The sequence below is a fragment of the Serinicoccus sediminis genome (assembly GCF_004153545.1).
In the GTDB taxonomy this organism is placed as follows: domain Bacteria; phylum Actinomycetota; class Actinomycetes; order Actinomycetales; family Dermatophilaceae; genus Ornithinicoccus; species Ornithinicoccus sediminis_A.
The window spans coordinates 213,335-224,228 of the sequence record NZ_SDVA01000004.1 but is presented as its reverse complement, the minus strand read 5'-3'; the positions used below and the strand labels follow the sequence as shown (position 1 = coordinate 224,228).

Annotated in this window: 9 protein-coding genes and 1 pseudogene; 2 read left to right on the top strand and 8 right to left on the bottom strand. The window is 73.2% G+C overall.

The genetic code is table 11. The features are described 5' to 3' along the window. Positions 1–127, top strand: a pseudogene (locus tag EUS26_RS05895) (transposase); the annotation flags it as partial. Here EUS26_RS05895 and ftsW read toward each other — a convergent pair. From ftsW to mraZ, 8 genes are all read right to left on the bottom strand, one after another. Beyond that, positions 92–1,450: a putative lipid II flippase FtsW gene (gene ftsW / locus EUS26_RS05890; protein WP_130012253.1), complete on the bottom strand. Its 1,359-nt coding sequence runs from the start codon at positions 1,448–1,450 to the stop codon at positions 92–94. The pseudogene EUS26_RS05895 and the gene ftsW overlap by 36 nt on opposite strands. Beyond that, positions 1,447–2,970, bottom strand: coding sequence for a UDP-N-acetylmuramoyl-L-alanine--D-glutamate ligase (gene murD / locus EUS26_RS05885; protein ID WP_130012252.1), 1,524 nt, complete (start codon positions 2,968–2,970; stop codon positions 1,447–1,449). The genes ftsW and murD overlap by 4 nt, the downstream gene beginning before the upstream one ends. Beyond that, complete coding sequence (mraY, locus tag EUS26_RS05880; protein WP_130012251.1) at positions 2,967–4,082, bottom strand: phospho-N-acetylmuramoyl-pentapeptide-transferase; 1,116 nt, start codon at positions 4,080–4,082, stop codon at positions 2,967–2,969. The genes murD and mraY overlap by 4 nt, the downstream gene beginning before the upstream one ends. Beyond that, the gene (locus tag EUS26_RS05875; RefSeq protein ID WP_130012250.1) at positions 4,082–5,542 is read right to left on the bottom strand and encodes a UDP-N-acetylmuramoyl-tripeptide--D-alanyl-D-alanine ligase; all 1,461 of its coding nucleotides are present in this window, start codon (positions 5,540–5,542) and stop codon (positions 4,082–4,084) included. The genes mraY and EUS26_RS05875 overlap by 1 nt, the downstream gene beginning before the upstream one ends. After that, entirely contained in the window at positions 5,539–7,443 is a 1,905-nt protein-coding gene (locus EUS26_RS05870) for a peptidoglycan D,D-transpeptidase FtsI family protein (protein ID WP_130012249.1), read from the bottom strand. The genes EUS26_RS05875 and EUS26_RS05870 overlap by 4 nt, the downstream gene beginning before the upstream one ends. Positions 7,444–7,458: 15 nt before the next feature. After that, complete coding sequence (gene ftsL / locus EUS26_RS05865; protein ID WP_238148821.1) at positions 7,459–7,902, bottom strand: cell division protein FtsL; 444 nt, start codon at positions 7,900–7,902, stop codon at positions 7,459–7,461. Positions 7,903–7,907: 5 nt separating this feature from the next. Next, on the bottom strand, positions 7,908–8,933 hold the full coding sequence (rsmH, locus tag EUS26_RS05860; RefSeq protein WP_130012247.1) for a 16S rRNA (cytosine(1402)-N(4))-methyltransferase RsmH: 1,026 nt from the start codon (positions 8,931–8,933) through the stop codon (positions 7,908–7,910). A gap of 170 nt (positions 8,934–9,103) precedes the next feature. Continuing rightward, on the bottom strand, positions 9,104–9,538 hold the full coding sequence (gene mraZ, locus EUS26_RS05855; RefSeq protein WP_130012246.1) for a division/cell wall cluster transcriptional repressor MraZ: 435 nt from the start codon (positions 9,536–9,538) through the stop codon (positions 9,104–9,106). A gap of 372 nt (positions 9,539–9,910) precedes the next feature. Between mraZ and EUS26_RS05850 the strand changes: the two genes are divergently transcribed. Next, the gene (locus EUS26_RS05850) at positions 9,911–10,888 is read left to right on the top strand and encodes an AAA family ATPase (protein WP_130012245.1); all 978 of its coding nucleotides are present in this window, start codon (positions 9,911–9,913) and stop codon (positions 10,886–10,888) included. Positions 10,889–10,894 lie beyond the last annotated feature (6 nt).

Here is a 10,894-nt window from a genome sequence, read left to right as displayed (position 1 = left end):
GCTCGCCGAACGAGACCAGGCTTGGCGCGACGGCATCGAAGTCGTCGCGATGGACGGCTTCGCCGGGCTTGAGACCGCCACCACCGAAGAGCTACCCGGCGCGGTGTCGTTGATGGATCCCTTCCACCGGCCCCGCCGCCCGGCCGCGCGCCGGGCGGCGGGGCTGGGTGGCGCGGCGCCGTGCGCCGCCGGCACTGGGGACGGCCGCCAGGGTGCGGCGCAGCGTGCCGGTGCGTCCGCGCAGCGCCTCCTCGGCACCGGGCAGCGAACGGGCCAGGGAGAGCAGCAGCCCGATGCCGATGAGCGCCGCGATGAGCGCCGACCCGCCGCTGGAGACCAGCGGCAGCGGCACCCCGATGATCGGGAGCATGCCGATGACCGAGCCGATGTTGATGAGTGCCTGGCTGAGGAACCACACGAGGATGCCCGCGGCCGCCAGCCGGGTGAACATGTCCTCCGCCTGGGTCGTGACGCGGAAGCAGGCGTAGGCCAGCACGGCGAAGAGCCCGAGCACGGCCAGGCTGCCCGGCAGGCCGAGCTCCTCCCCGATGATGGCGAGGATGAAGTCGTTGTGCGGCTCGGGCAGGATGCCCCACTTCTCCCGGGACTCCCCCAGTCCCAGCCCCCACCAGCCGCCGTCGGCGAGCGCGTACTCCGCGTGGACCTTCTGGTAGCAGCCCTCGACGTGCGGGCTGTCGCAGATGCCGCCGATCCAGGTCTGGATGCGCTGCATCCGGTTCGCGCTGCCCACGGCCAGCACGGCCACGCCGACCGCGGCGACGGCACCCAGCCCCACGAACCACCTGGCCGGCAGCCCGGCCGCCCACAGCAGCCCGACGACGATGGCGAGCATGATCATGCCCGTGCCGAGGTCGTGGCCCTGCAGGACCAGGCCGACGAGCAGCAGGCCGAAGGGGAAGACCAGCGGGACAGCGGCATGGAGGGGCTTGTGGATGACTCGCCTCTTGGCGGCGAGCACGGCGGCGCCGAACACCACGAGGGCGAACTTGGCGAACTCCGAGGGTTGCAGCGAGAACCCGCCGAACGAGATCCAGTTGCGGTTGCCCTGGAAGTCCATGCCCAGGGGGGTGAAGACCGCGACCTGCAGCGCCAGGGCGAGGAAGACACCGGGCCAGGCCAGCTTCTTCCACAGCTGCACCGGGAGCCGCGAGCCGATGACCGCTAGCACCACACCGACCGTGCCGAAGGTCAGCTGGTTCAGGAAGACGGTGTAGGAGCTGCCGTTCTCCCGGTAGGAGCCGACGCTGGACGCGGACAGGACCATGACCAGGCCGAGCCCGGTGAGCACCGACGCGGACACCAGGGCGAGGTAGTAGGGCGCCACCGGCGAGCGCAGCCACGCGCCGACCGACCGCAGGCTCCAGCCCGCCGTCTCCCCGGCGGTGCCGTGGGACGCCGCTCCCTGGGGGCGGTCGAGGATGGTGGTCACGGGCGCGCCTCCCCCAGCCGGCGCCGCACGGCGGCGGCGAAGGTGTCTCCGCGGCTGCCGTAGCTGGGGAACATGTCGAGCGAGGCCGCCGCGGGCGAGAGCAGGACGACGTCACCGGGCCGGGCGCGCTCGGCGCACCGGGCCACGACGTCGTCCATCACCCGGTCCAGCGCAGCCATGTCCCCATGGTCGGTGACACCCGCGTCGTGGACCGGGACCTCGGGCGCGTGTCGGGCCAGCGCCTCGGCGATCCGCCCCCGGTCGGTCCCGAGGAGCACGACCGCACGCAGCCGGGGGGCGACCTCGGCCACCAGCTCCTCCACCTCGGCCCCCTTGAGCTGGCCACCGGCCACCCAGACGATGTCCGGGTAGGAGCGCAGCGCGGCGAGGGCGGCGTGCGGGTTGGTGGCCTTGGAGTCGTCGACCCAGGTGACGCCGTCGCTCTCGCCGACGACGCTCATCCGGTGCGCGTCGGAGCGGAAGCGGCGCATGCCCTCGCGGACGGCGGCCGGGGTGATGCCGGCCGCGCGCGCCAGGGCGGCGGCCGCGAGCGCGTTCGCCACCAGGTGCGGCGCGGGGGCGGTGGTGCCGTCCCCGCCGGAGGCCTGCGCGAGGTCGGCCAGGGTGCCCAGCTCGGCCGCCGAGGTGCGTCGCTCCTCGACGAAGGCCCGGTCGGCGAGGACGTCGTCGACCAGCCCGAGCATGGACAGGCCGGGCGTGCCGAGGGTGAAGCCGACGGCCCGGCAGCCCTCCACCACCTCGGCCTGCTCCACCATCGCCTCGGTCTGCGGGTCCTGGACGTTGTAGACGCAGGCCACCTGGGTGCGCTCGTAAATGCGCGCCTTGTCCGCGGCATACGCCTCCAGCGACCCGTGCCAGTCGACGTGGTCGGGCGCGAGGTTCAGCACGCAGGAGGCCAGCGGGCTCATCGAGTGGGTGAAGTGCAGCTGGAAGCTGGACAGCTCGACCGCCACCAGGTCGTAGGGGTCCGGGTGCTGGACGGCGTCCAGCACCGGGGTGCCGACGTTGCCGGTCGCGATGGCCCGCAGGCCGGCGGCCTGCAGCATGGAGGTCAGCAGCTGGACGGTGCTGGTCTTGCCGTTCGTGCCGGTGACCACGAGCCAGGGCGCGGCGCCCACCCGGGGCCGCAGCCGCCAGGCCAGCTCGATCTCGCTCCAGACGGGTATGCCGCGCTCCAGCGCCGCCGCCAGGACCGGGTGGGTCGGCGGCCAGCCCGGGGAGGTCACCACGACGTCGACCTCGAGCGGCCCCCGCGCGTCCTGCGGCCATGCGGCCACGTGCTCCGGTCCGCGGCGGACGTCGGCGCCGAGGATGCCGAGGATCCCGGCCTGGGTCTCCTGCTTCTCGGTGGCGTTGCCGGGGTCGAGCACGGTCACCTGCGCACCGTGCTGCAGCAACGCGTCGGACGCGGCGAAGCCGGTGACCCCGAGACCGGTGACGAGGGCGCGCAGCCCGCTCCACCCGGCGTCGCGGTGGGTGAGGTCGTCGAGCGGTCTCACAGGTTGGCCACCCACTCGCCGTAGAACAGCCCCAGGCCCACCGCCACGCAGATGCCGGCGATGATCCAGAACCGGATGACGATGGTCACCTCGGCCCAGCCGAGCAGCTCGAAGTGGTGCTGCAGCGGCGCCATCCGGAACACCCGCTTGCGGGTGAGCTTGAAGCTGGCGACCTGGATGATGACCGACAGGGTGATCATGACGAAGAGGCCGCCGAGCACCGCCAGCAGCAGCTCGGTGCGGGTGGTGATGGCCAGCCCGGCGAGCCCGCCGCCGAGGGCGAGCGAGCCGGTGTCGCCCATGAAGATCTTGGCCGGCGAGGCGTTCCACCACAGGAAGCCGAAGCAGGCGCCGGCGACCGAGCAGGCCACCACCGCGAGGTCCAGCGCGTCGCGCACGTCGTAGCAGTTGGGGCCGGGCGCGAGCTGGCAGTTCTGGTTGTACTGCCAGATCCCGATGACCGAGTAGGCGGCGAAGACCATGACCGAGGCGCCGGTGGCCAGGCCGTCGAGGCCGTCGGTGAGGTTGACGCCGTTGGAGGCGCCCGCGATGAGCACGTTGGCCCACAGGATGAACAGGATCACCCCGAGCACCGGCCCGGCGAAGGCGAGGTCGACCGCGGTGTCGCGCACGAAGGAGATCGCCGTGGACGCGGGGGCCCGGGTGCTGTCGCCCTCCAGCAGCAGCGCGAGCAGCGCGAAGACGATGGCCACGACCGTCTGCCCGGTGAGCTTCTCCGCGGAGGTGAGGCCGAGGCTGCGCTGCTTGGAGATCTTGGTGTAGTCGTCGAGGAACCCGATGAGGCCGAGGCCGGTGATGAGGAACAGGACGAGGATGGCGCTCAGGCTGAAGCGTGAGTGGGTGACCTCGAGGATGCCGGTGACGTCGAGCAGGATGAGCAGCACGTGCGAGAGCACGTAGCCGGCGAGGGTGGCGCCGATGATGACCGCGCCGCCCATGGTGGGCGTCCCCCGCTTGGTGTGGTGCGAGGTGGGCCCGTCGTCGCGGATGAACTGGCCGTAGCCGCGGCGCACCAGGAACCGGATGAACAGCGGGGTCCCGAACAGCGAGAAGACCATGGCCACCGCCCCGGCCAGGAGGACGTTGACCATCAGCCGCCCACCCCGGCCAGCTCGTCGCCGAGCAGTCGCAGCCCGGAGTCCCGGCTGCTCTTGAGCAGGACGACGTCGCCGGGGCGCAGCGTCTCCTGGAGGTGCTCCCGCGCCTCGTCGCGGTCCGCGACGGTCGTCACCCTGGTGCCGCCGGCCGCCTGGTATGCCGTCGCCGCCGGGCGCGCGACCAGGCCGACGACGACGAGCTCGTCCACCCCCAGCTCGGCCGCGTGGGCGCCGACGCGCTCGTGCTCGAGGTCGCTGTCGGCCCCGAGCTCCAGCATGCCGCCGACGGCAGCCACGGTGCGGCCCTCGCCACGGCGCATCGCCGCGAGGGCGCGCAGCGCGGCCCGCATCGACTCGGGGTTGGCGTTGTAGGCGTCGTTGACCACGGTGACGCCGTCCGGGCGCTCGGTGACCTCCATCCGCCACCGGGACCGGGGCGCCGCGGCGGTGAGCGCGGCCGCGACCTCGCGCCACGGCATACCCCACTCGGCGGCGACCGCGGCCACGGCCAGGGCGTTGCCGACCTGGTGCTCCCCCGCGAGCTGCAGGGTCACCGGTTCGGCCACCCCGCCGGGCGCGGTGAGCACGAACGACGCGCGGCTCAGCGCGTCCAGCCGGACCTGCTCCGCGCGGACCTCGGCGTGCGCCCCGAGCCCGACGAGCACGGTGCGGGCCCCGACCCCAGCGGCCACGTCGGCCATGGCGCTGACGACGTCGTCGTCGGCGTTGAGGACCGCCAGCCCGCCCTCGGGGAGGGCGGCCACGATCTCGGACTTGGCCAGGCCGATGGCCTCCCGGGAGCCGAACTCGCCCAGGTGGGCGCTGCCGACGTTGAGGACGACCGAGACCTGGGGCGGCGCGACCTCGGTGAGGTGGGCGATGTGCCCGGCGCCCGAGGCTCCCATCTCCGCCACGAGGTATGCGGTGTCCTCGGTGAGCCGGCACACGGTCAGCGGCAGCCCGACCTCGGAGTTGTAGGACGCCTCCGGCGCCAGCGTGGGCCCCAGGTCCACCAGGACCTGGGCCATGAGGTCCTTGGTCGAGGTCTTGCCCGAGGAGCCGGTGATGGCGACGGTGCGCAGGCCCCCGTGCGCGGCGCAGCGCTCGTGCACCTCGCGGGCGAGCGCGGCGAACGCCCGGGTGACGGCGTCGTAGGGGGGCCGGTCCGGCCGGGGCGAGAGGCGGGCCGGGTCCTCGTCGACGACGACGCAGGGCAGGTCGTCGACGGGTCGGTTGGTGAGGGCCGCGACGGCACCGCGCTCGGCGGCGGCGGCGACGAAGTCGTGCCCGTCGGCGCTCTCTCCGCGCCGGGCGACGTAGAGACCACCGGGCCCGGCCTCCCGCGAGTCGGTGACGACCGGGCCGGTGACGCGCAGCGCGGCACGGTCGGACGAACCCGGGTGCACGCGGCCGCCGGTCAGGCGCGCGACCTCACCGAGGGTCAGGGGGATCACCCATCGGTCCTTTCGTCCTTGATGGCGAGGTCTCCCAGTGTGACACCCTTCTGGCCGGGCACCGGCTCGTCGGGGTCGAACTCGATCTCGAACTCCGCGGGCGGGGTGGTGGCCGGGGCGATGCCCTCCTTCTGCAGCGCGTAGCGCATCAGGTCGGCGAAGACCGGACCGGCGATGACCCCGCCGAACTCGCTGATGCGGGTGGGGCGCTGCACGACGACGGCCACGACGTACTTCGGGTCGTCCGCGGGCGCGAAGCCCATGAACGAGGACGTGACCCCGCCGTTGTAGCGCCCGGTCTCCGGGTCGACCCGGGTGGCGGTGCTCGTCTTGCCGGCGACGTGGTAGCCGGGGACCGCGGCGAGCGGCGCCGTGCCCTGGGTGGAGGGGACCTGCTGCATGATCTCGGTGAGGCTCTGGGCGGTCTCCTCGGTGATGACCCGCCGGTCCGGTTTCTGCGCCTCGGCGGAGTACCGGCCGTCCTCGTCCACCGTGCCGGCGACGATGCTCGGGGGCACCATGACGCCGTCGTTGGCGATCGTCTGGAAGACACCCATCTGCTGCAGCAGGGTGCCGGACAGGCCCTGGCCGAACATGAAGGTGTAGCGCGTGGTGGCGCTCCAGGTGGACGGCTCGGGCACCAGTCCCGCGGACTCGCCGGGCAGGCCCAGACCGGTCCGGTCGCCGATGCCGAAGCGGCGCATCCAGTCGTAGAGCTGCTGGTCGCTCAGCTTCTCGCCGTAGAGGATCGTGCCCATGTTGGAGGACTTGGCGAGCACACCGCCGAAGGTGAGGTACTCCACCGGGTGCGGCTCGGCGTCCTTGAACCGGGTCCCCGCCCGGCTCATCGTCACCGGCACCTCGATGGGGGTGTCCGGCTCCATGATGCCCTCCTCGAGGGCGGCCGCGGCCGTGATGAGCTTGGAGGTCGAGCCGGGCTCGTAGACGTCCTCGATCGCGGCGTTGCGCATGGCCGCCGCGTCCTGGGTCGTCTCCGAGGGGTCGAAGGCCGGGTAGCTCGTCAGGGCGCGCAGCTGACCGGTCTCGACGTCCATCACCGCCGCGTAGCCGGAGAGGGCCCCCGCCTCCTTCACCCGGGTGCGGACCGCGTCGTAGGCGCGCCACTGCAGATCGGCGTCGAGGGTGAGGCGCAGGTCCTGGCCCGGCTGGGCCGGGTCCTCCTCGTAGACCCCGGTGCTGATGCGCTGACCGTCCTGCCCGATCTCGTAGAGCGCCTCGCCCGGCTCGCCGGTGAGCTCCTCGTCCTTGACCAGCTCGATCCCGCCGGCGGCCATCTCGCCCGAGCCGATCCAGCCGAGCAGCGGGGCGGCGGCCTCGCCGAGGGGGTACTCGCGCCGCATGAGCTCCTCGCTGGACACCCCGCGGATGTTGGCGGCCTTGATCTCCTGCCACTCCTGCGGCGAGGCGTCGGCGACGAGGACGGCGTACTGCTCGCCCAGCGGCTCCACCAGGCGGCTCAGCACCTCGGACTGGTCGGCCCCGGTGATCTCGGACACCACCTGGGCGGCGGCGGCATACCCTGTCCCGACGACCCGGCGCTCGCCGTCCGGACCCTCCTCCTTGCGCTCGTAGTCGACCACCAGGGTGGGGTCGGCGACGATCCGGCGGCGCTCGACGCTGACCGCGAGGTCGCCGCCGTGGACGTCGGTGATGCTGCCGCGGGCGGCCGGGATGGTGCGGGACTGCAGCCGCTCCCCCAGCGCCGCCGCGGAGACGCTGGCGGCGTCCAGGCCCTGCAGCCGCACGAGCTGCGCGGCGAACAGGCTGAGGACGATGAGGACGCCCAGCATGAGGGCGCGGGCCCGGCGGGCGGGGTGGGCGACGCCGGCCGCGACGGCCGGGGAGGACGGGGAGCGGGGGCCGGTGCGCGGTCGTGCCACGGTGCTCACCCCTTGTCAGTCGTCCTTCGCCGGAGCCGTGCCCGTCGAGGGCAGGTCAACGGTAAGCGTGCGCGAACCGTCCACCTTGGACGCCACGCCGGTGATGGAGCCGTCGGACAGGCGCAGGGTCGCGGTGGACGTGGAGGGCACCATCTTGAGCTTCGTCGCGGCCTTCGCCAGGCTGTCCGAGGACTCCTTGCCCGCCAGCTCGTCGGCCAGGGTGACCTTCTGATCGTGCAGCGCGGTGGCCTCCACCTCGAGGTTGCTCAGGACGTAGGACCCCTCGGCGCGCACCGTGTTGAGCAGCAGCACGGCGGTGAAGGTGAGCGCGACCAGGAAGACGCAGAGCAGGCGGAAGCCGTTGTTGGCGGTGGCCGGCGCGGCGTCGACGGCGCGGGCGCGGGCGCGGCTACCCGACGCGGGCGCGGAGACCCGGCCGATCCGGCTGGAGATGGTCATCTGGCTCATGGTGTCGGGGGCTCCTCGCGCGTCGTGCGGGTGGGACGGACGGACTGGTCGGGGGTGGTGCGGGTGCGCTCGGCGGCCCGCAGGCGGACCGAGGCGGACCGAGGGTTGGACTCCTGCTCCTGCGCGTCGGCCCGCTCGGCCCCACGGGTGAGCAGCCGCAGCCAGGGCTGGTGCTCGGGCAGCTCCACCGGCAGGTCCGGCGGGGCCGAGCTGGTGGCCCCGGCGGCCAGCCCCTGCTTGGTGATGCGGTCCTCGAGCGAGTGGTAGGACAGGACGACGATGCGGCCACCGGTGGTCAGGGCGCGCAGCGCCGCGGCCAGCCCGGCCCGCCAGGTCGACAGCTCGGCGTTGACCTCGATGCGCAGCGCCTGGAAGGTGCGCTTGGCGGGGTGCCCGCCGCTGCGCTGCGAGGCGGCCGGGACGACGTCGTGGAGCAGCTCCACCAGGGGGCCGGAGGTGGTGAACGGCTGCTCCTCGCGACGGCGCACGACGGCCCGGGCGATGGGCCGCGCGAAGCGCTCCTCGCCGTACTCGCGCAGGATGCGGGTGAGGTCGCGGACGTCGTAGGTGTTGAGGACGTCGGCGGCCGTGCCCGGGACCGACTGGTCCATCCGCATGTCCAGCGGGGCGTCGGCACGGTAGGCGAAGCCGCGCTCGAGCTCGTCCAGCTGCAGCGAGGAGACGCCCAGGTCGAAGAGCACGGCGTCGGCGCCGTCGACCCCGACCTCGGCCAGAAGACCCGGCAGGTCGTCGCTCACCGCGTGCACGGGGGTGAACCGCTCGCCGAAGGGCGCGAGGCGGGCGGCCGCGAGCGCCAGGGCCTGCGGGTCTCGGTCGACGCCGACGGCGCGGGCCTGCGGGCAGGCCCGCAGCAGCGCCTCGGTGTGACCACCCATGCCCAGGGTGCCGTCCACGAACACCGCGCCCTCATGCTGCAGGGCGGGGGCGAGCAGCTCGACGCAGCGCTCCAGCAGGACCGGGACGTGCCGGTCCTGCGTCGGGCGCGAGGTGTCTGCTGCCATCGCCGTCGGTCCCTGGTGGCTCGTGGCCCCCGGTGGCCGGACCCTGGTCCCCCACCGTCCGCCTGGTCCCGGCCCGGGGGAAGTCGGGTCGGGTCCGAGGTGGTCCCGGCTCCGGGGAAGAGGAGTCGGGCGACGACGGACGGGGGGAGGCCAGGGCGCGGCCCCCGCGGTCACATGAGTCCGGGGACCACCTCCTCGGACAGGTCGGCGAAGGAGTCCTCGTGCTCTGCGGTGTAGGACGCCCAGGCCTGGGTGTCCCAGACCTCCAGGCGGTTGCCCGCACCGATGACCGTGCAGTCCCCGGTCAGCCCGGCGTAGGACCGCAGCAGCGGGGGCACGGTGATGCGTCCCTGCTTGTCGGGGATCTCGTCCGAGGCGCCGGAGAGGAAGAAGCGCTGGTAGTCCCGGACCGTCTTGGACGAGGTGGGGCTGTCCTGCCACTGCTGGACCAGCCGCTCGAAGTCGGCCTGGGTGAAGACGTAGAGGCAGTGCTCTTGGCCCCGGGTGATGACCAGGCCGCCGGCGAGCCGCTCGCGGAACTTGGCCGGCAGGATCATCCGGCCCTTGTCGTCGAGCCGGGGCGTGTAGGTGCCGAGGAAGAGCACGTCACCACCCCTTCGGTCGATCGGCCGGCGTCTCCAAGTGTCCCCACTCTACTCCACATCACCCCACCTGGACCAGCAAACCGCGGTCATCTTCGCATGATCTTCCTCGTCCTCGCAGGTCAGCCCCGGTGGGGCGAGGTGGGGGGTGATCTCGCACCCAGGGGTGGCCCGGAAGCACACCCCCGACGTGCGCCAGCAGGCTGTGCCGCATCACCGCAGGTCAGACTGTCGACCCGACCAGTCCGGCCCCTGCCGCAGCCCCTGGTCCCCCTCTCCCGAGGCGGGGGTGGGGAGAAGTGGGGGAAGACGCCCGGGGTGTGGTGAGGGCGGGACCACGGCGCGGCCCGGCGCGACGTTTGGCAAGATCGGGTCATGTCTGTCATCCCGTCCGCGCCCGACACCGTCGACCTGGAGGCGGTCAAGTCCGTGGCCGGTGCGGTGCACCGCGCCATCGCCACCGTCATCGAGGGCAAGGACGAGGCGGTCGCCACCGCGGTGACCGCGCTCCTGGCCGAGGGGCACCTGCTCGTCGAGGACGTGCCGGGGGTCGGCAAGACCATGCTGGCCAAGGCGCTGGCCCGGGCCATCGACTGCCGGGTCAGCCGGGTGCAGTTCACCCCCGACCTGCTCCCCAGCGACATCACCGGGGTCAGCGTCTTCAACCAGGACTCCCGCGAGTTCGAGTTCCGCCGAGGCGCCATCTTCGCCAACGTCGTCGTCGGCGACGAGATCAACCGGGCCTCGCCCAAGACGCAGTCCGCGCTGCTGGAGTCGATGGAGGAGCGACAGGTCACGGTCGACGGGCAGACCTACCCGCTGCCCCGCCCCTTCCTCGTCATGGCCACCCAGAACCCCATCGAGATGGAGGGCACCTACCCGCTGCCCGAGGCGCAGCGCGACCGCTTCATGGCCCGGATCTCCATGGGCTACCCCTCCGCGAGCTCGGAGATGACCATGCTGGAGTCGCACGGCTCGGTGAGCCCGCTGGACCGGCTGACGCCCGTCACCACGGCGGCCGACGTGGAGCGCCAGATCGACAACGTGCGCGGCCTGCACATCTCGACCGCGCTGCGCCAGTACGTCGTCGAGCTCATGTCGGCCTCCCGCAGCCACCGGATGCTGCGCCTGGGCGCCTCTCCCCGGGCCGGCCTGCAGCTGCTGCGGGCGGCCCGCGCCCACGCGGCGCTGGCCGGACGCGACCACGTCCTGCCCGAGGACGTGCAGGCAATGGCGGTGCCCGTCCTCGCCCACCGGGTCCTGCCGACCGGGGAGGCCTCGCTCGCCCACCGCGGCACCGCCGACATCGTCCGAGACCTGGTCGAGCGCACCAGCGTCCCCTCCGGACGATGAGGCCGG

Coding starts and splice junctions, on each gene's coding strand:
- EUS26_RS05850 (WP_130012245.1), top strand. CDS start 9,911: ATGTCTGTCATCCCGTCCGCGCCCGACACCGTCGACCTGGAGGCGGTC.
- rsmH (WP_130012247.1), bottom strand. CDS start 8,933: ATGGCAGCAGACACCTCGCGCCCGACGCAGGACCGGCACGTCCCGGTC.
- ftsL (WP_238148821.1), bottom strand. CDS start 7,902: ATGACCATCTCCAGCCGGATCGGCCGGGTCTCCGCGCCCGCGTCGGGT.
- mraY (WP_130012251.1), bottom strand. CDS start 4,082: ATGGTCAACGTCCTCCTGGCCGGGGCGGTGGCCATGGTCTTCTCGCTG.